17 protein-coding genes are annotated in these 19,342 nt (G+C 76.2%); 7 read left to right on the top strand and 10 right to left on the bottom strand.

The window, feature by feature from the left end; all coding sequences use genetic code 11:
• Positions 1-2: 2 nt before the first annotated feature.
• The 3 genes from betA to ACU616_RS00880 all read right to left on the bottom strand — a co-directional run bounded on the left by betA (position 3) and on the right by ACU616_RS00880 (position 3,267).
• Positions 3-1,688 (bottom strand): choline dehydrogenase, encoded by a 1,686-nt coding sequence (gene betA, locus ACU616_RS00890; RefSeq protein ID WP_446756605.1) that lies wholly within the window; start codon positions 1,686-1,688, stop codon positions 3-5.
• A 77-nt stretch (positions 1,689-1,765) separates the two neighbouring features.
• A complete protein-coding gene (locus ACU616_RS00885; RefSeq protein ID WP_446756604.1) occupies positions 1,766-2,938 on the bottom strand; it encodes an NAD(P)/FAD-dependent oxidoreductase in 1,173 nt (390 codons plus the stop codon).
• Positions 2,935-3,267: a bifunctional 3-phenylpropionate/cinnamic acid dioxygenase ferredoxin subunit gene (locus ACU616_RS00880; RefSeq protein WP_446756603.1), complete on the bottom strand. Its 333-nt coding sequence runs from the start codon at positions 3,265-3,267 to the stop codon at positions 2,935-2,937. The genes ACU616_RS00885 and ACU616_RS00880 overlap by 4 nt, the downstream gene beginning before the upstream one ends.
• 117 nt (positions 3,268-3,384) lie before the next feature.
• Between ACU616_RS00880 and ACU616_RS00875 the strand changes: the two genes are divergently transcribed.
• From ACU616_RS00875 to ACU616_RS00860, 4 genes are all read left to right on the top strand, one after another.
• Entirely contained in the window at positions 3,385-4,176 is a 792-nt protein-coding gene (locus tag ACU616_RS00875; RefSeq protein ID WP_446756602.1) for an IclR family transcriptional regulator, read from the top strand.
• 188 nt (positions 4,177-4,364) lie between these two features.
• On the top strand, positions 4,365-5,486 hold the full coding sequence (locus ACU616_RS00870) for an aromatic ring-hydroxylating oxygenase subunit alpha (RefSeq protein WP_446756601.1): 1,122 nt from the start codon (positions 4,365-4,367) through the stop codon (positions 5,484-5,486).
• A gap of 144 nt (positions 5,487-5,630) precedes the next feature.
• Positions 5,631-6,464: an HpcH/HpaI aldolase/citrate lyase family protein gene (locus tag ACU616_RS00865; RefSeq protein WP_446756600.1), complete on the top strand. Its 834-nt coding sequence runs from the start codon at positions 5,631-5,633 to the stop codon at positions 6,462-6,464.
• Between the two features lie 74 nt (positions 6,465-6,538).
• Positions 6,539-7,579 (top strand): GGDEF domain-containing protein, encoded by a 1,041-nt coding sequence (locus ACU616_RS00860; RefSeq protein ID WP_446756599.1) that lies wholly within the window; start codon positions 6,539-6,541, stop codon positions 7,577-7,579.
• A 23-nt stretch (positions 7,580-7,602) separates the two neighbouring features.
• Here ACU616_RS00860 and ACU616_RS00855 read toward each other — a convergent pair whose 3' ends face one another.
• On the bottom strand, positions 7,603-8,313 hold the full coding sequence (locus ACU616_RS00855; RefSeq protein ID WP_446756598.1) for a class I SAM-dependent methyltransferase: 711 nt from the start codon (positions 8,311-8,313) through the stop codon (positions 7,603-7,605).
• Between the two features lie 258 nt (positions 8,314-8,571).
• Between ACU616_RS00855 and ACU616_RS00850 the strand changes: the two genes are divergently transcribed.
• A complete protein-coding gene (locus ACU616_RS00850) occupies positions 8,572-8,706 on the top strand; it encodes a hypothetical protein (RefSeq protein ID WP_446756597.1) in 135 nt (44 codons plus the stop codon).
• Here the strand turns inward: ACU616_RS00850 and ACU616_RS00845 are convergent.
• Together ACU616_RS00845 and ACU616_RS00840 are read right to left on the bottom strand one after the other, a co-directional pair.
• The gene (locus ACU616_RS00845) at positions 8,696-10,204 is read right to left on the bottom strand and encodes a diguanylate cyclase domain-containing protein (RefSeq protein ID WP_446756596.1); all 1,509 of its coding nucleotides are present in this window, start codon (positions 10,202-10,204) and stop codon (positions 8,696-8,698) included. The genes ACU616_RS00850 and ACU616_RS00845 overlap by 11 nt on opposite strands.
• Positions 10,205-10,295: 91 nt before the next feature.
• On the bottom strand, positions 10,296-11,231 hold the full coding sequence (locus ACU616_RS00840; protein ID WP_446761441.1) for an alpha/beta hydrolase: 936 nt from the start codon (positions 11,229-11,231) through the stop codon (positions 10,296-10,298).
• Positions 11,232-11,312: 81 nt separating this feature from the next.
• On the opposite strand from ACU616_RS00840, the gene ACU616_RS00835 reads away from it, so the two are divergent.
• Positions 11,313-12,110, top strand: coding sequence for an alpha/beta fold hydrolase (locus ACU616_RS00835; protein WP_446756595.1), 798 nt, complete (start codon positions 11,313-11,315; stop codon positions 12,108-12,110).
• 26 nt (positions 12,111-12,136) lie between these two features.
• On the opposite strand, the gene ACU616_RS00830 is transcribed toward ACU616_RS00835, so the two are convergent.
• Positions 12,137-14,110 (bottom strand): alpha-amylase family protein, encoded by a 1,974-nt coding sequence (locus ACU616_RS00830; protein ID WP_446756594.1) that lies wholly within the window; start codon positions 14,108-14,110, stop codon positions 12,137-12,139.
• A gap of 182 nt (positions 14,111-14,292) precedes the next feature.
• Between ACU616_RS00830 and ACU616_RS00825 the strand changes: the two genes are divergently transcribed.
• Positions 14,293-15,132 carry a patatin-like phospholipase family protein gene (locus ACU616_RS00825; RefSeq protein WP_446756593.1) on the top strand — a complete coding sequence of 280 codons (840 nt, stop codon included), beginning with the start codon at positions 14,293-14,295 and terminating at the stop codon, positions 15,130-15,132.
• 24 nt (positions 15,133-15,156) lie between these two features.
• On the opposite strand, the gene ACU616_RS00820 is transcribed toward ACU616_RS00825, so the two are convergent.
• The 3 genes from ACU616_RS00820 to ACU616_RS00810 all read right to left on the bottom strand — a co-directional run bounded on the left by ACU616_RS00820 (position 15,157) and on the right by ACU616_RS00810 (position 19,302).
• Entirely contained in the window at positions 15,157-16,500 is a 1,344-nt protein-coding gene (locus ACU616_RS00820; protein ID WP_446756592.1) for a PP2C family protein-serine/threonine phosphatase, read from the bottom strand.
• Positions 16,501-16,634: 134 nt separating this feature from the next.
• Positions 16,635-17,429, bottom strand: a complete 795-nt coding sequence (locus tag ACU616_RS00815) for a hypothetical protein (protein WP_446756591.1) — start codon at positions 17,427-17,429, stop codon at positions 16,635-16,637.
• 4 nt (positions 17,430-17,433) lie between these two features.
• On the bottom strand, positions 17,434-19,302 hold the full coding sequence (locus ACU616_RS00810) for a TIM barrel protein (RefSeq protein ID WP_446756590.1): 1,869 nt from the start codon (positions 19,300-19,302) through the stop codon (positions 17,434-17,436).
• Between the last annotated feature and the right edge of the window lie 40 nt (positions 19,303-19,342).

Here is a 19,342-nt window from a genome sequence, read left to right as displayed (position 1 = left end):
CTTCAGGCCTGGCCGGCGGCCTGCGGGGCCGCGGCCGGCCGGTGCCGGTAGAACTCGACGTGCTCGGGGGCCAGCGGGGTGTTGCCCAGGATCAGGTCGGCGGCCTTCTCGGCCAGCATCATCACCGGGGCGTAGATGTTGCCGTTGGTGACGTAGGGCATCGCCGAGGCGTCGGCGACCCGCAGCCCCTCCAGCCCGTGCACCCCCATGGTGGTCGGGTCCACCACCGACAGCGGGTCGGTGCCCATCTTCGCCGTGCACGACGGGTGCAGTGCGGTCTCGGCGTCCCGGGCGACCCAGCTGAGGATCTGCTCGGGGGTCTCGATCTCCGGCCCGGGGGAGATCTCCCCGGCGCTGTAGGGCGCGAACGCGGGCTGGGCGAAGATCTTCCGGGCCACCTGCACGGCCTCGACCCACTCGCGCCGGTCCTGCTCGGTGGACAGGTAGTTGAACCGCATCGCCGGCTGGACCCGCGGGTCGGTGCTCCTGATCTTCAGGGTGCCGCGGGCGTCGGAGTACATCGGCCCGATGTGCACCTGGTAGCCGTGCTCGCCGGCCGGCATCGACCCGTCGTAGCGCACCGCGATCGGCAGGAAGTGGAACATCAGGTTGGGGTAGGCGACGTCGTCGTTGCTGCGTGCGAAGCCGCCGGCCTCGAAGTGGTTGGTGGCCCCCAGGCCCTTGCGCAGGAACAGCCACTGGGCGCCGATCCCCGGCTTGCGCCACCACTTCATCCCCGGCGCGATGGACACCGGCTGCTTGGCTGCGTGCTGGATGTAGACCTCGAGGTGGTCCTGCAGGTTCTCGCCCACACCCGGCAGGTCGGCCACGACGTCGATGCCGAGGGCACGCAGCTCCGAGCCGTTGCCCACCCCGGAGAGCTGCAGCAGCTGCGGGGTGTTGATCGCGCCGCCGGAGAGCACGACCTCACCGGCGTGCACCGTCCTCAGCGGGCCGCGGCCGTGCCGGTACTGGACGCCGACGGCGCGCTCGCCCTCGAACAGGATCTTCGTGACGAAGGCACGGGTCTCGACCGTGAGGTTGGGCCGGTCCATCACCGGGTGCAGGTAGGCGCGGGCGGCGCTGAGCCGGCGGCCGCGGTGCACGTTGCGGTCGAAGGGCCCGAAGCCCTCCTGCCGGTAGCCGTTCACGTCGTCGGTGAGCGCGTACCCGGCCTCCTGCGCGGCGGCGAGGAAGGCGCCGAACAGCGGGTTGGTGGCGGGGCCGCGCTCGAGCACCAGCGGGCCGTCGTGCCCGTGGAACGGGTCGTCGGGAGCGGCGGCCAGACAGTTCTCCAGGCGCTTGAAGTAGGGCAGGCAGTGGGCGAAGTCCCAGCTGCCCATGCCCTCGTCGGCGCCCCAGCGCTCGTAGTCCATGGGGTTGCCCCGCTGCCAGATCATCCCGTTGATGCTGCTGGAGCCGCCGAGGATCTTCCCGCGGGCGTGGTAGACCCTCCGGCCGCCCATCCACGGCTCGGGCTCGGTCTCGTACTTCCAGTCGTAGAACCGGCTTCCGATCGGGTAGGTCAGCGCCGCGGGCATGTGCACGAAGACGTCCCACCGGGAGTCCTTGCGCCCGGCCTCGAGGACCAGCACGCGGTTGCCCGGGTCGGCGCTGAGCCGGTTGCCCAGCGCGCTGCCCGCGGACCCCCCGCCGACGATGACGAAGTCGTACTGCTGGTCGGACATGTCCTGCTCCTCGGCGCGGTCGCTCGGGTCGGGTGGCCTGGGTGGGGAGCGGTCCGGCGGACGGCGTCCCCGGCGGGTCAGGGGACGGCGGGCTCGGCGGCGCGCAGCTGCCGCCGCCACCGGGTGAATAGCCGGGGCTGGTCCACCCCGAGGACGGCGACCGGGCGGCCCTCGCGCTCGTAGACGGCCAGGAAGCTGCGCTCGGCGGGGTCCCCCTCGAGCACGCGGACGGCGTCACCGTCGCGGCGGCTGCCGGCGAACTGGATGCGCGAGCCGTACTGCTCCGACCAGAAGTAGGGCACCGGCGCCGGCCCCGACGGCTCGTCGCCCAGCAGGGCGGCCACGGCGGTCGCCGGCTGCTCCAGGGCGTGCGTCCAGTGCTCGCTGCGCACCGCGCGGCCGGCCTCGGCCGACCAGGTCGCCGCGCAGTCGCCGACGGCGACGACCCCCGGGAGCCCGGTCGCGCCGCGGGCGTCGGTGAGCACGCCGTCGGCCAGGGGGACGCCGGAGCCGGCCAGCCACTCGACGTTCGGGACGGCCCCGATGCCGACGACGACGACGTCGGCGGGCAGCCGGCGCCCGTCGGCGAGCTCGACGGCCCCGACCCGCGGCGCGCCGACGAGGCGCGCCACGCCGGTCCCGGTCAGCAGGCGGGTGCCGTGGTCGGCGTGCAGCCCCGCGCACACCGCGCCCATCTCGGCGCCCAGGGGCCCGGCGAGCGGGACCGGCAGCGCCTCGACGACGGTGACGTCCAGGCCCAGGCCCCGGGCGGTGGAGGCCACCTCGGCGCCGATGAAGCCGGCGCCGATCACGACCAGGGAGCGGCCGGCGCGCAGGTCCGCGCGCAGCGCCAGCGCGTCGTCCAGGGTGCGCAGCACGTGCACGCCGGCCAGCCTCTCGGTGCCGGGCAGCCGCCGGGCGCGGGCGCCGGTGGCGAGGACGACGCCGTCGGCCCGGACCTCGCTGCCGTCGGACAGCCGGACCGAGCGGGTGGAGGGGTCCAGGCCGACCGCGGCGGTGCCCAGCCGCCACTCGAGGTCGAGCGCCTCGTCGGCGGCGGTGCCCAGGGCGACGTCCTCGAGCGTGCTGGTGCCCGCCAGCAGGTCCTTGGACAGCGGCGGGCGGTCGTAGGGGGCGTGCGGCTCGTCGCCGATGACGACCAGGCGCCCGTCGAAGGACCGGGCACGCAGCGCCCGGGCGGCCGACAGGCCCGCCAGCGACGCCCCGACGACGGCGATCGTCGCGGTCACGCCGCGCCCTCCTCGGCGGGACTGAGGGTCACGTGCACCACCCCGTCGACGACCGACACCGCGTGCGTGCGCACGGGGGTCTTGGCCGGGGGACCCGACGGCTGCCCGGTCCGCAGGTCGAAGCACGAGGCGTGCAGCGGGCACTCGACGGTGCAGCCCTCCAGCCAGCCGTCGGCGAGGGAGGCGTCCTGGTGCGTGCAGGTGTCGTCGATCGCGAAGAACTCGCCGTCGGCGTTGAAGACGGCGATCGCCACGTCGTCCGTCACGTCGGCGCTCACGCGGACGGCCTCTCCCGGCGGGAGGGCACTCGTGGGGCAGACCGGGATCATCGGACCTCCGTGGTTGCGGAAGGCGCAACGTCGCTCTTCTGACGGAACAGCCTGACAAGGAAGCGGAACAACGTCAAGAAACGGATCCGTTGTGACCGCTGTCTCTACGCTGGGGGAGTGAGTGTCGAGCAGGTCCCCAGTGGGGAGCGCGGGCCGGCGGCCCTGGTCCAGTCCGTCGACCGGGCGCTCGAGGTCCTGGAGATCCTCGCGCGGCGCGGCGAGGCGGGGGTCACCGAGATCGCCGCCGAGCTCGGTGTGCACAAGTCCACCGCGTCGCGGCTGGTCGCCGTCCTGGAGGGGCGGGGCCTCGTGGAGCAGCTGGCCGACCGCGGCAAGTACCGCCTGGGCTTCGGCATCGTCCGACTGGCCGGTGCCACCGTCGCCCAGCTCGACCTCGCCCAGGAGGGGCGCCGGGCCTGTGAGGAGCTGGCCGCCGACGCCGGTGAGACGGTCAACGTGGCCATCCTCGACGGCGGCCGGGCGGTCGACGTCACCCAGGTGCGCGGCGGGGCGACGATCAGCACGCACAACTGGGTGGGGCGCGGGACGCCGCTGCACGCCACCTCCAGCGGCAAGGTGCTGCTCGCGTACGCGCCCGTGCCGGTGCGCAAGGAGGTGCTGGCCGGCCCGCTGGAGCGCTACACGGAGGGAACGGTCACCGACCCCGACGTCCTCGAGCGGGAGCTGTCGGAGATCGAGCTCCGCGGGTGGGCCGTCAGCGTGGAGGAGCTGGAGATCGGCCTCAACGCGGTCGCCGCCCCGGTGCGCGACCCCGACGGCCAGGTGATCGCGGCGGTCAGCGTGTCGGGGCCCTCCTACCGGCTCTCCCCGGAGCACCTCGAGGAGCTGGGGCCGCGGGTCGTCGCGGCGGCCGACGAGCTGAGCCGGCGGCTCGGCTTCTTCGGCTGACCGGCGGACACGCCCGGCGGGCCGTTGTGCACAGCGCAACGCTCGTCGTAATCTGCAACACACCTGCTCGCCGGCCTGCCGGGGGGCGGTGAGGTCCACCCCGCACGCCAACGCACCGCACCGCACCGCACTGTCCGACCGCCGGCGTCCTGCCGCAGGGGCGCCCGATGCCACGCCCGAGGTGCCGCATGACCGCGACCGACCTGCCCGCCAGCCTCATCCGCACGCTGCCCGGGCAGTACTACACCGATCCGGCCGTCTTCTCCCTCGAGCAGACGCGGGTCTTCGAGACCATGTGGGCCTGCGCGGTGCGCTCGGCCGACCTCCCGGCGCCCGGGGCGTTCCGCAAGGTCCAGGTCGGCCGGGAGAGCGTCCTGGTCGTCCGCGGCCGCGACGGGCAGCTGCGGGCGTTCCTCAACATCTGCCGGCACCGCGGCGCGCAGATCTGCACCGAGGACTCCGGCCAGGTCAGGCGGGCCCTGCAGTGCCCGTACCACGCCTGGACCTACGACCTGTCGGGCAAGCTCGTCGCCGCACCCAACCTGACCAAGATGCCCGACGTCGACCGCGACCGGTACGGCCTGGTCCCGGTGCACCTGCGGGAGTGGCTGGGCTACGCCTGGGTGTGCCTGGCCGACGAGCCGCCGTCGTTCGAGGACGACGTGCAGGGCGCGATCGCCGAGCGGCTCGGTGACCTGGAGTCCATCGAGCGCTACGAGCTCGACCGGCTGTCGGTCGGGCGGCGGATCACCTACGACGTGAAGGCCAACTGGAAGCTGATCGTCGAGAACTTCATGGAGTGCTACCACTGCGCGACGATCCACCCGGAGCTCACCGAGGTGCTCCCGGAGTTCGCCGACGGCTACGCCGCGCAGTACTTCGTGGGCCACGGCGCGGAGTTCGGCGAGGACGTGCGCGGCTTCACCGTCGACGGCAGCGAGGGCTTCGACAGGCTCCCGGGCGTCGAGGAGGACCAGGACCGGCGCTACTACGCCATCACGGTCAAGCCGACGGTGTTCGTCAACCTGGTGCCCGACCACGTGATCTTCCACCGCATGTACCCGCTGTCGGCCGACCGGACCGTGGTCGAGTGCGACTGGCTCTACACCCGCGAGGTGGTCGAGTCCGGCCGGGACGTGTCGCGGTCGGTCGAGCTGTTCCACCGGGTCAACGAGCAGGACTTCGCCGCCTGCGAGCGCACCCAGCCGGCCATGTCCTCGCGGGCCTACGCCGACGGCGGGGTCCTCGTCCCCTCCGAGCACCACATCGGCGCCTTCCACGACTGGCTGACCCAGCGCCTGGCCGACTGAGGGCCGACTGAGGGCCGACCCGCGGCGCCGCGGTCGTCGGCGCGGCCTGCCCTCCGGGCCGGCGCCGCGGGGCGGGGAGCTGTGACGGCCACGACGTGACCCCCTCCCGGCCGCGGCGCCGTCGGCCGGGAGGATGGACGCGTGATGGCACGCAGCAGAGTCGGTCCCGACGACGCCCGTTCGTGGTTGCTGGTCAACGGCGCACGCCCCGAGCTGTTCGACCCGGCGCACGGGTCGCGCGCCGACCAGGTGGTGCTCGACATCGAGGACGCCGTCGACCCCGCGCGCAAGGACGAGGCCCGCGCCGGGGTGGTGCAGTGGCTCTCCGACGGCGACCGGTCGGCGTGGGTGCGCATCAACGACCACGCGACGCCGTTCTGGGAGGACGACGTCGCGGCCCTGGCCGGCGTGCCCGGGCTGCTCGGCGTGATGCTGGCCAAGGCCGAGGCCGCCGAGCACGTCACCGAGACCTTCGACCGCCTCGGTGGGGCGACGCCGGTCCTCGCGCTGGTCGAGTCGGCGCTGGGCATCGAGGAGTCCGTCGACATCGCCCGCGCCCGCGGCACGTTCCGGCTCGCCTTCGGCAGCGGCGACTACCGCCGCGACACCGGCACCGGCGCCGACGACCTGGCGATGGCCTACCCGCGCTCCCGGCTGGTCGTGGCCAGCCGCATCGGCGGGCTGCCCGGCCCGATCGACGGCCCGACGGTGAGCGCCAGCCTCCCGGTGCTCCGCGAGCAGAGCGCGGTCACGGTGTCCCTCGGCCTCACCGGCAAGCTCTGCCTCGACCCCGACCAGGCGCCGGTGATCAACGAGATCATCAGCCCGGCGCCGTCCGACGTCGCCTGGGCCCAGGACTTCCTCGCCGACTTCGAGGCCCGCGGGCAGGTCATCCGCGACGGCAGCGACAAGCCCCGGCTGGCCCGCGCCCGCAAGATCGAGCGGCTGGCCCGCACCTTCGGCGTCCAGCCGGCCTGAGCCGCACCGCCCCGCCTCACCCGACCGGGTGGGGCGGGGGTGGTCCGCGCAGGTCAGCGCGCCGATGGGAGGGCATGGACCTGCACCGGCTGTGCGAACCCCGCGACGAGGCGTTCGCCGCGCGCGCCTCGAGCGCGCTGTTCCTGGTCGGTGCCCTCCTGCTCGCCGTCTACCTGCTGGTGGAGCCGGTGCCGATGCCCGACTCCGCCCGCTCCCTGTCGTGGGTGGGACTCGTCGTGCTGCTCGTCTGCTCGACCCTGCCGTCCCTGGTCCCGCTCGCGACGACGACCCGCGCGGGGGTGTGGCTGCTGCTGCCGGTGGCCGCCGTGGTCACGATCGGGGTGCTCGCGCACGTCTTCCCCGACCAGCTCGACGTCGCCCACCTGCTGCTCGGGCTGCCGGTCCTCTTCGCCGCCTCGCAGATGCGGGCGGTGGCCGCCGGGCTGGTCACCGCCCTCGCGGTCGGCTTCGACGTCTCCGCCCTGCTGGCCGCCGAGCCGGTCGCCGAGGCCCTGGTCGACGCGCTGTTCGTGGCCGCGGTCCTGGGGCTCACCACCGTGCTGCTCGTCCTGGTGATGGGGCGGATCGAGCGGCTGGTGGCCGAGCTGCGGCACCTGGCCGCGGTCGACGGCCTGACCGGGCTGGTCACCCGCCGGGTCCTCGACGAGGCGCTGGTCGGCGCGCTGTCGGCGGCGGCGGCCCGCGAGGGCTCGGCGCTCGTGATCCTCGACGTGGACTCGTTCAAGTCGATCAACGACGCCCACGGCCACCCGGTCGGCGACGACGCGCTGGTCCACCTCGCCGGGGTGCTGCGGCGCCACGTCCGCGCAGCCGACGCCGTCATCAGCCGGCTCGGGGGCGACGAGCTGGCCGTCCTGCTGCCGGGGTGCTCCGCCGCGGTGGCCGCCGAGCGGGCGCAGGAGCTGGTGGACGCCGTCCGCGCCACCCCGCTGCCGCTGGCCGACGGCACGCTGCTGGCCCTGTCGGTCAGCGTCGGTGTCGCGCACGCCCCGAGCCACGCCACGGAGCTGCGGGCCCTCTACGCCGCCGCGGACGCCGCGCTCTACGCCGCCAAGCGGGGCGGCCGCGGTCGCGCCGGCGTGGCGACCGGCTGAACCCGCCGGCCGAGGCCGCCGGCTCAGACGGCGGTGGCGGTGAGGAAGGTGCAGATGCCGTCGCCGGAGCGCGGACGCCGGGCGCGGATGCCCAGCAGCCACAGCGCCGCCATCTCCACCCGGTAGGCCACGCGCAGCGGCCCCCGGTAGAAGGCGTCGCCGCCGCCGGTGAGCCGGACGTCGTCGAACCCCGCCAGCCGCACGTGCTCGGTGAGCATCCAGTCGGGCAGCAGCGTGATGTGCCCCGGCGCGTGGTAGTGCCGCGGGCCGAAGACGTAGGGCGCGCCCCGCAGCAGCGTGAGCAGCCGGGAGTGCGGGTGGGTGACGTCCGGCGTGCTCACCAGCAGCCGGTCACCGGGCCGCAGCAGGGCGCGGATCGAGCGCAGCACCTGCCGGGGGTTCTCCACGTGCTCGAGCGTCTCGACGCAGACGACGAGGTCGAAGGGCCCGCGGGTCTCGTCGGTCCACTCGGGCGCGTCGAGGTCGAGCCGGGCGATCCACTCGTGCGGCGGGTCGAGGTCGGTGGGGACGACGTCGAAGCCCGCGTCGCGCAGGCGCAGGGCCAGGGCGCCGCAGCCGGAGCCGACCTCCAGCACCCGCCCGCCGTCGGGCAGCGCCGCCCGCACCAGCTCCAGCGCGTACTCGTGCACGCCCGGGGCGGCGTGGATGCCGTGGCCCCGGTAGTCGTTGACGGCCGGGGTCCGGCGCCCGGAGGCCTGCTCGACGTCTGTCACCTCCCCACCCTGTCAGCCGGGCCAACGGCGGGCGACCGACCCCGGGGACCCGGCCGTGCGGTTGCAGAACCACGTGCAGGGTCACGAGCGTCCCGGGCGGACGGGGAGCCCGGCCTGCACCGTGCGACCGGGGAGCCGACCCGGCTGTCGAGCTCGGTCACCGACCGGCTGGTCCGGCTGGCCGTCGGCTACCAGGACGCCACGGCCGAGCGCGGCATCGTCGGGCGGCGCACCGCCGCGCGGCTGCCGCGCCTCGACGTGCTGCTCGACGTCTCGGGGGAGGAGGACGTCGAGCTCGGCCGCGACCTGGCCCGGTTCGGCCGCGGTCAGGTCCGGCTGGTCCGCGGCCACTCCGACGTCGCTGCCGCCCTCGCCGCGGTCCTCACCGAGTGACGGCGCCGTCCTGCACGACCCGGTTCCCGCCGCCTCGCTTGGCGGCGTACATGGCCGCGTCGGCCCTCGCCATGAGCTCGTCGGCGCCGACCGGGGGGTCCTCGGGCGCGAGCCCCACGACGCCGGTGCTCGCCCCGACCGCCCGCAGCCGGCCCGCGACCGGGAACGGCTCCCGCACCGCGCCGGCCAGCCGTCCGGCCGCCTCCTGCGGGTCGCCGCCGTCCTCGAGCAGGACGGCGAACTCGTCGCCGCCGAGTCGGGCGACGGTGTCCCCGCCGCGCACCGCCCCGGTCAGCCGCCCGGCCACCTGCACCAGCAGGTCGTCCCCGGCGGCGTGGCCGTGCGTGTCGTTGACCTCCTTGAAGTCGTCGAGGTCGAGGAAGACGACGGCGACCGGGCGGAGGTCGCGGGCGTGCAGCGCCAGCGCGTGGTCGAGCCGGTCGAGGAACAGCGCCCGGTTGGCCAGGCCGGTCAGGGAGTCGTGGAAGGCCAGGTGGCGCAGCTGGGCCTCGCGGGCGGCCAGGTCGTCGGCGAGGCGGACGTTCTCGCGCACCGTCATGTACTGGCGGCCCATGAGCGCGGCCATCACGACGGCGACGACGACCGTCTCGCCCGGCGTCGGGGCACCCCCGGTGAACGTGAGCCCGAGGTCGGTGGTCAGGGCCACCGTCACCGGCACGTAGGGGAGCAGGGAGGCCGCCGTCCCGGAGCGCCCGGCAGGGCGCGGGGTGGCGTCGTCCTGCACGGTCGGCCGGGGTGGACGGCAGAGCCCCGCGACCGCCAGCAGGGCGAACCCGGCGGTCCAGCCGGCGTCGGCGGTGCCCCCGTCGTAGGCGCTGGTGGCGGCCAGGTAGGCGAAGGCGCTGTCGGCGACGGCGAGGGCCGTGACCCCCAGCGCCACCAGGTTCAGCGCGGACCGGTTCCCGGGCGTCCTGGTGATCAGCAGGACCGCCATCACCACGAGCAGGACGTCGGAGACGGGGTAGGCGGCCAGCAGCAGCCGGGCCGCGACGTCGTGGCCGGTGTCGTCGCGCAGGACGGCGCCCAGGGCGGTCTGCCAGCTCACCAGGCCGACCGCGCCGGAGGTCATGACCGCGTCGAGGACCCGCTGCCAGCGGCCGGTGCGCCCGCCGCCGGCCGGGTGGAGGGCCAGGGCCGGCACCGAGAGGAGACAGAAGCCGAGGAAGCCGACGTCGGCCAGCGAGGGGAACGGCGCCTCGCCCCGGGCGGCCAGGAGCAGCCACCAGGACTGGCCGGCGAACCAGGACAGGCACGCGCCGGACAGCAGCCCCCATGCGACCCGCAGCCGGCGGCCCCGGGCCCGCAGGGCGTACCGGGCCGTGGCCGCGGCGGCCGCCGCGGCCGCGCCGGCCTGCGTGAGGTCCGACACGAGCGCCGCCGCGGACGGCGGCAGGACCGTCGTGGCCAGCACCCCGGCCGCGCAGACGGTGAGGACGAGCGCCGCCGCGCGCGGGAGCGCGAGGGCCGACCGGGGCATCGGGTCTCCTCCTGTGGAGTGGGTTCACCTCCTGCATCGGCACGGGAGGCGGTGCGGAGCATGCCCCGTGCGGGTGGATCGCCGCTGCGCCTCAGGCCAGCGCGGCCGCCTGCTCCGCGCACAGCTCGGCCAGCGCCTGCGGCGCCGACCGGCACAGCCGCGGGAAGGCGAGGAACCCGTGCGGCATGCCGACGTACTCGGTCAGCCGCACCGGCACGCCGACTGCGCGCAGCACCTCGGCGTAGCGCCGGCCGTCGTCGCGGATCGGGTCGTGCTCGGCGGTCTGCACCAGGGCCGGCGGCAGGCCGGAGTGGTCGGGGGCGAACAGCGGCGAGGCGTACGGCTGCGTCGGGTCCTGGCCGTCCAGGTAGTGGTCGCGGAACACCAGGCAGTCGGCCCTGGTCAGGATCGGCGCCGAGGCGTTCTCGTCGAGCGACGGGCTGCTCATCGTGAGGTCGACCGACGGGTACACCAGCCCCTGGTGGGCGATGCGCGGCCCCGACCGGTCGCGGGCCATGAGGCTGACGGCGGCGGCCAGGTTGCCGCCTGCGCTGTCGCCCATCACCGCCACCCGCGCGGGGTCGGCGCCGAGCTCGCCGGCCCGTCCGACGACGTCGGCCAGCGCCGCGTAGCAGTCCTCGGCCGCGGCCGGCCAGCGGTGCCCGGGGGCGAGGCGGTAGTCCACCGAGACGACGACGGCGCCGACGGTCGCCGCGACGTTGCTGCACAGCCAGTCCGCGGAGTCCAGGTTGCCCAGCGTCCAGCCGCCGCCGTGGAAGTTCACGACCAGCGGCAGCGGGCCGCCCGCGGCCACCGGCCGGTAGGTGCGGATCGGCACCGGGCCGACCTCGCCGCGCGCCGTCCCGTCGGTCAGGCGCACGCCTCGGGCGACGTCGCCCAGCAGCAGGTCGGTGACCGGGTTGTGGCCGATGCGCTGCTCCTGGGCGCGGCGCAGCTGCTCGTCGTCCATCGTCGCGACCGACAGCCGGCGCAGCGCCCGGCCGAGCAGCCGCACCCTCAGGTCCATCCGTGCCACGTGTCCTCCTGCGTGTGTCGCCGGTCGCGTGTGTCGCCGATGAGTGGAGCGCCGCCCGCCGGTCCACCCCGCATGACGTACCAGACGGTCACCTCCGCGGACGGCACGACCATCGCCTACGAGGTCTTCGGCTCCGGGCCGCCGCTGGTCACGGTCTGCGGCGCGACCTGCGACCGCGCCCTGATGCGGCCGACGGCACGGGCCCTCGGCGACCACTTCACGACCGTGGACCACGACCGGCGGGGCCGCGGCGACAGCGGGGACACGCTCCCGTACGCGGTCGACCGGGAGATCGAGGACCTCGCCGCGCTGGTCGACGCGGTCGGCGGCCACGCCTCCCTCTACGGGCACTCCTCCGGCGCCGCCCTCGTCCTCCGCGCCGTCGCCGAGGGCCTGGCGGTGGACGGGTTCGTCCTCCACGACCCGCCCTTCGCCCCCGACGACCCGGCGTTCCGCGAGGAGGCGCGCACCTTCGCGGTCAGCGTCCGCGACCTGCTGGCCGCCGGGCAGCCGGACGAGGCGGTGGACCGGTGGTGCCGCGGCACCGGGATGCCCGGCGAGGTGGTCGACGCGATGCGGTCGACGCCGCGGTGGGCGGACCTGGTCGCGATCGCACCGACGCTGGCCTACGACATGGCCGTGCTCGGGTCCGCCGAGACCGGCGGCGCGGTGCCCGAGGACGTCGCGGCCCGGGCGGCGCGGCCCGGCCTCGTGGTGGTCGGCGGCCAGAGCCCTCCCTTCATGCGGGAGGTGGCCGGGCGGCTGGCGGACCTCCTCCCCGCGGGCCGTCTCCGCGTCCTCGAGGGGCACGGTCACGTCGTCCCCCCGGAGGTCCTGGCGCCGCTGGTCGCGGAGTTCCTCCTCGGGTGACGCGTCGGCACCGCTCACGGCTCTGCTCACGGCTCCGCGAACCAGGCGAAGCCCAGCCCCGGGACGGTGAGCCGGCCGTCGCGGACGCCGAGCGGCCCGTCGCTGCCGTGCACCCACGCGAAGGTGCCGAACCCGGTGACGGTGTCCGCGTCGACCTCCTGCGGCTGCGGGGAGACGTTGGCCAGCCCGACGAAGGCGCCGCTGCGCGGGTGCTTGCGCCGCCACACCAGGACCGCGTCGCTGCCGGTGTCGACCACGGCCGACTCCACCCCGCCGCGCAGCGCCAGCAGCGACCGGCGCACCTCGCCGAGCCGGCGGATCCCGGTGCACACCCGGCCCTCGAGCGTCGCGGGGTCGGTGGCGCGGGCCGCGGCGGCCCAGTCCATCGGTGGGCGGTGCATCCAGCGGTTGTCCGGGGCCAGCGCGGGGTCCTCGAGGTAGGACGCGTCGTTGCGCAGCGCGAGCTCGTCGCCCGAGTAGAGCAGCGGGATGCCGCCGAAGGCGTAGACGATCGAGTAGAGCAGCAGCAGCCGGCGCACCCCGGCGTCCAGCGCGACCGGGTCGTCGCGGTCGAGGGCGTCCTCGATGCCGCACAGCGAGGCCGTCGACCCGGAGACCCGCGCGTCGCCGGTGGCCTCGTTCTCCTGGAACAGCGCGCCGCGGGCGAAGGAGCCCGCGAAGCGGCCGGCGTAGAAGTCGTTGAGGAAGCGGCGGTGGCCGAAGCCGTCGAGCCCGACGGCGGCGGCGTCCTCGTCGGTGACCGCCCAGCCGATGTCGTCGTGGCCGCGGACGTAGGTGCACCAGCTGGCGGCCGGCGGGATGGGCCGCATCCGGCGCAGCGCCTGGCGGGCCAGCCGCACGTCCTGGGTGGCCAGGCTGCTCCACAGCAGCACCATCAGCGAGTTGTGGTAGGCCAGCTCGCACTCGGGCCGGTACCGGTCGTGGCCGCCGAGGTAGGCCACCAGGTCGTCGGGGGAGACGATCGCCTCGGCCTTGAAGACGACGCCGGGCGCGGCCAGCCGGGTGAGTGCGTGCAGCAGCTGCAGCAGGCTGTGCCCCTCGGGCTGGTTCTGGCAGCTGGTGCCCAGCCGCTTCCACATGAACGGCACGGCGTCCATCCGGAAGACGTCGACGCCGCGGTTGGCCAGCCAGGTGATCTCGCCGAGCACCGCCAGGGTGACCTCGGGGTTGGTGTAGTCGAGGTCCCACTGGTAGGGCCAGAACGTCGTCCACACCCAGCCACCGGCCCCGCCCCGCGCCTCGGGCACCCAACTGAACGAGCCCGGCGCCCGGTCGGGGAACACCTCGGGGATGGTCGCGTCGTAGGCGTCGGGCATCGTGCGGTCGGGGAAGGCGGTGTAGAAGCCGGCGTAGGAGGGATCGCCGGCCAGCCAGCCCCGCGCCCACGGGTGCTCGCGGGCGGTGTGGTTGAGCACGAGGTCGATGCACAGGACCATCTCGCGTTCGTGCAGCGCGGCGGCCACCGCCTCGAGGTCGGCCATGGTGCCCAGCCGCGGGTCGACGGCCCGGTAGTCGGCCACCGCGTACCCACCGTCGTTCTCGCCCTCCCGGGGCCGGAGCAGCGGCATGAGGTGCAGGTAGGTGGTGCCGAGCCCGGCGAGGTGGTCGAGCCGGCCGGGCAGCCGGTCGAGGGTGCCGCAGAACCGGTCGACGTAGCAGACGTAGCCCTGCGTGCGGGACCGCTGGAACCAGGCGGGGTCGATCTCGCGGCGCCGGTCGATCCGCCGCAGCGGTGCCGGCCGCTCCGCCGCCGCGGCCAGCGCGGCGCGCAGCCCGCGCGCGAACAGCGCGTCGGCCGCGTCGCCGTAGAGGATGGCCAGCGGCTCGTGGACGTCGTAGAGCGCCAGGTCGGCGCGGGCGAGGAACGCGTCGCTCTCCGCCTCGCCCAGCGCCGCCACCGCCTCGGCCGCGAGCACCGGCCGCAGCTCCGCCCACGCCCGGCGGGCTCCTGCGCGCAGCCGCTCCGCCCCCGTGCTCATCGCGCTCCCCCCGCTCGGGCGCCGTCCCCCACTGCGCCGACCCTAGGGCCCACCTCGCGTGCACGCCCCCGCCCGCCCGGGACGCGGCCGTGACCGGCGCCCCGGCGGCCGAGGACCCAGACTGGTCCCGTGCGCAGCGACCTGGCCGAGTCGGCCCGAGGACGGCGTCCCGGAGTCCGGCGGTGAGCCGAGCGCTCGTCCTCGGCGGCGGCGGGATCGCCGGCATCGGCTGGGAGCTCGGGCTGCTGTCCGGGTTGGCCGCGGCCGGGGTCGACGTCCGCGACGCCGACCTGGTGGTCGGCACCTCGGCCGGCTCGATCGTCGGCACGCTGCTGCGCACCGGCGCCGACCTCGAGCAGGCCCACACCGCCCAGCTCGGCCCGGTGCCGGCGACCGAGCGGGCCGTGGACTTCGACGGCGCGGCCTTCTCCGCCACGCTCGCCGAGGTGCTCGCCGGCGCGACCGGCGAGCAGGACGCCAGGGCGCGGATCGGCGCGCTCGCGCTGCGGGCCCGGACCATGCCCGAGTCGGAGCGGCGGGCGGTCATCGGCGGGCGGATCGGCGCGCCGGAGTGGCCCGCGGCGCGCCTGGTGGTCACCGCGATCGACACCGCCGACGGGGAGTTCCTGGCCATCGACCGCGACACCGGCGTCCCGTTGCTCGACGCCGTCGCCGCCTCGTGCGCGGTGCCCGGCGTGTACCCGCCGATCACCATCGGCGACCGGCGGTTCATGGACGGCGGCCTGCGCACCCCCACCAACGCCGACCTGGCCGCGGGGTGCGACCGGGTGCTGGTGGTGGCGCCGGTGGGCGGCGTCGGCGGCCTCCTGGGCCCCTCGCTGGACGAGGAGCTGGCCACGCTGCGCCGCGAGGGCCAGGCGCACCTGGTGCTCGCCGACGACGCCGCGCTGGCCGCGTTCGGCACCAACCCGCTCGACCCGGCCACGCGCGGGCCCGCCGCCCGGGCCGGCCGCGCGCAGGCCGAGCGGGTCGCCGAGGAGGTCCGCGCCTTCTGGACCTGACCCGCCCGCCGTGCAGGAGTCGGGTCAGGTCGGCAGGACGCGGACGGCGAGCACGGCGAGGTCGTCGTCGGTGCGCTCGGGCACCACGCGGGTCAGCAGGCGGTCGCACAGGGCGTCGGCCGGGAGCCGGGCCAGGCCGCGCAGCGCGTCGGTGAGCCGGTCGAGCCCGGAGTCGATGTCCCGCCGCCCGACCTCGACCAGCCCGTCGGTGACGAGCAGCACCGTCTCCCCGGGGCGCACGGTGACCTCGTGGTCGGTGCGGGGCGCGGGCTCCTGGACGCCGAGCAGCCGCTCCGCGCGGGAGGTGAGCACCCGCACCTCGCGCTCGGGAGAGACCAGCAGGGGCGGCAGGTGCCCGGCCGACGACCAGCGCAGGGTGCGGGCGCCGTCGCCGTCGGGGAGCTCCAGGCGGGCGACCAGCGCGGTGGCGAGGGTCCCCCGGTGCAGGCCGGTCAGCACCCGGTCGACCCGGTCCAGCGTCCGCGCCGGGCTGTCGGGGGAGTCGTAGGCCAGCGTGCGGACGGCGCTGCGCAGCTGGGCCATGGCCGCGGCGGCCTCGACGCCGTGCCCGGTGACGTCGCCGATGACCAGCAGCGTCGCGCCGTCGGGCTGGGCGACGGCGTCGTACCAGTCGCCCCCGACCAGCGCCTGCGACCCGGCCGGCCGGTAGCGGACGGCGATCTCGAGCCCCTCGGGCTGCGGCGGCGGGGTGAGCAGGCTGTGCTGCAGCGTCTCGGCCACCCGCAGCTGCCGGCCGTAGCGCCGGGTGTTGTCCAGGGCGAGGGCGCCGCGGCGGGCCGTCTCCATCGCGAGGGCGACCTCGGCCTCGGTGTGCCGCGGCCGGTCCCCGCAGCGGACCAGGGACAGCACCCCGAAGGCCGAGCCGCGGGCCTGCAGCGGCACGAGCAGGCTCGAGGCGGGCGCCAGTCGCTCCCACGCCGCGCGCACCGGTCCCTCGGGCAGCGACTCCGGGCCCACGCCGGGGTCGACGCCGCTGAGGTGCACCGGCTCCCCGGACCGCAGGGCGGTGGCGAGCGCGGCCTGGTCGCGCGGGGCGGTCACCCGGCCGGCGAGGTAGGTGTCGACGTCGTCGAGGCGTGCGGGGTCGCGGTGGGCGCGGGCCGACCGGCCCGGGGCGCCGTCGCCGGCGAGCACCGTGACCGTCGCCCAGTCGGCCAGCCGCGGCACCACCAGCCGGGCCAGCCGGTCGGCCGCCTCGCCGGTGTCGAGCAACTCGGCCAGGGACTCGGTGACCTCGGCGAGGAAGCGCACCCGGTCGTGCTCGCTGCCGGCCACCGGGGCCGTGGCCGGCAGCTGCGGCGCCGGGGACCACGGCCGGACGGGGGCCGGCAGGGTGGGCTCGTACACGGGGAGTCCAGTCACCTCGGCTCCAGGTCGGTGCGCCGGTCGTCGGGTCGCTGCTGGGGACGGAGCGTACGGGAGCAGGTACCGGGGACCTCGGGAACGGATTCGTCCGTGTCCGCGGGGCGTGCGCGGAGGCGTCAGGCGCCGGCCTGCCGGTGGGCCCGGGCGCGGGGGTGCTCGAGCAGGCCGTCGACCAGCCCGTGCAGCTCGGTCAGGCGGGTGCCGACGTCCTCGTGCAGGAAGCCCGGCGAGTCCTCGCCCCCGAGCGCGACCGGGACGTGCGGCGGCAGGGTGGCGAGCAGGCCCGCGGCCCGGGCCCCGGCGGCCGCGACCTGCCGGGCGCTGAGCCGCACGTAGCCGAGCGTCTCGCCGAGGGTGTCGACGACCGCCTCGACCTCCTCGGGGGTGCACGAGCCCACGGGCACGTCGAGGACGACGCCGCCGGAGCCGGGCGGGACGACCGCGACCGCGTCGGCGACCACGTCGGGCCGGTCGGCGGGGACCGGCGCGAGCAGCGGCAGCACCCGGTAGGGGCGGGCCTGCTCGACGAGCTGGGCGAAGACGTCGGCGCGCTCGGTGCGGCCGAGGCCGGGGGTGGCGAAGCGCGCCGTGACGTACCGGGCGCCGAAGCGGGCGCCCAGGTCGAGCACCCGGCCGTGGCCGGCGTGGACGTCGTCGCGCGGCAGGCCGGTGCCCAGCTGCACGCGCCCCACGTCGAGGACGGTCACCCGGGTCTCGAGCAGCAGGGCCACCAGCCGGGCGAGGTTGCGCTCACCGGCACCGCCGCGCCACCACGGCTCGACCTCGGCCGTGCCGCCCACGTGCAGGCCGACCGAGTGCCACCCGGTGCCGGGCAGTGCCTCGGTCAGCTCGAGGGCGTCTCGCGGGTGGACCAGGGACTGGTGGACCGCCAGGCGGTTCGCGGCGTGCACCCGGTCAGCGTGCCCCAGGACGTGGCGCCTGACGACGGCGGCGGTGGGCCGCCATGCGGACCGGGGCGTCGGCCGTGCCGTAGCCGTCGTACCCGCCGAGCCGCTGCACGACCTCGAAGAAGACCCGGTCGCCGAGGACCTCGGTGGCCAGGTGCAGGTAGCCGCCGTGCGCGTCCTCCTCGTACATGAGGCCGTGCTCGCGGACCGCGGCCAGCAGCCCGGCCGGCAGGTCCAGGCGGGCCTCGAGGTCGTCGGCGTAGTTGGCCGGCAGCGGCAGCAGCGGCGCGCCGGCCGCCCGCAGCGCCCGCGCGGTCGCGACGACGTCGTCGGTGGCCAGGGCCACGGACTGCGGCTCGGGGACGCCGGGCGCCCACCCGCCGCGGCGCAGCGCCGACACCGACAGCGCCAGCCGCACGGCCCGGTCGGGCCCGGCGACCGCACGGGTGCGCACCAGGCCGAAGGGCGCGGCCAGCTCGGTGACCTCCTGCGGATCCAGGCCGAGCACCGCCCGGTAGAACAGCCCGGCCTCGTCGAAGGCGTCGAAGGGCTGGGTGAGCCAGACGTGGTCGATGCCGGTGATCCCGGCGCCCGGTCCCGGCCGCGCGCCGGTGGGCAGGAAGTCGGCCGGCCAGCCGTCGGGCCCGGTGCGGGTGAAGAAGACCAGGGTGCCGTCGGGGGCGGCGACGGCGGACAGCTCGGCCTCCGCGGCGCCCCGGGTGCGGGGGAGGACCGGGGCGCTCATCGCCTCGGCACGCGCGGCCGACCGCGGCGGGTCGGCGCTCTCCAGGCCCAGCGCGGCCACCGCGGCCACCCCGGCCGCCGGGGAGCGCACCGCCTCGGCCCGCGTGTCCTGGGCGTTGAGCAGCACCCGCGCCCGGTGCGCGGCGTCGGGACCCTGCTCCCACAGCTGGACCGGCTTGGAGCGGTGCTGCCCGGTGTGCGTGAAGCCCAGCGCGGCGAGGACGCCGGACAACCGCGGGCCGGAGGCGTCGTCGACGGCCAGCTCGGTGAACGACCACCCCGACAGCGCGGGCGCGGCCGGGGGGAGCGGCAGCCCGGCCTGGGGGTGGCGCAGCGCCAGCGCCTCCTCCAGCCACTGCAGGGAGCGCATGGCGTCGACCGCCGTCCGGGCCGGGTCGGCCTGGCGGTAGACGTCGTTGAACACCTCGAGGGACAGCGGGCCGGTGTAGCCGGCGGCGAGCACGTGCCCGACGAAGCGCGGCAGGTCGAAGGCGCCCTGCCCGGGGAAGAGCCGGTGGTGGCGGCTCCACTGCAGCACGTCCATGCCCAGCTGCGGGGCGTCGGCCAGCTGCAGGAAGAACAGCTTCTCCCCGGGGACCCGGCCGGCGAAGCCGGCCGGGTCCCCGGCGCGGGAGAGCACGTGGAAGCTGTCCAGGCACAGCCCGAGGGCGGGGGAGTCCGCGCGGCGGACGGCGTCCCACGACCGCTCCCAGGTGGACACGTGCCGGCCCCAGGCCAGCGCCTCGTAGGCGATCCGCAGACCCCGCTCGTGCGCCCGGCCGGCGGCGGTCGCGAGCTGCTCGGCGAGCAGGTCGGCGTCGTCGACGGCGTCGGGCGCGACCGACGAGCAGACCAGCACGGTGCCGACGCCGAGCGCGGCCATGACCTCGAACTTGGCCTCGGCGCGGCGCAGGTTGCGGGCGAAGCGGCCGGGGTCGGTGGAGTCCAGGTCGCGGAAGGGCTGGTAGAGGTCGATCGACAGGCCCAGGTCGGCGCAGCGGGCGGCCAGCTCGGCCGGTGACCACGGCGCGGCCACGAGGTCGGGCTCGAAGACCTCGACGCCGTCGAACCCGGCGGCGGCCGCCGCGGCCAGCTTGTCCTCGAGCGTCCCGGACAGGCAGACGGTGGCCACGGCCCGGCGGAGCCTCCCCGCCGGGGCGCGGAGGGGGCCG

The sequence above is a fragment of the Geodermatophilus sp. URMC 62 genome (assembly GCF_052931475.1).
Note: the sequence above shows the minus strand (reverse complement) of the source record. Positions and strands in the feature narration are given on the sequence as shown.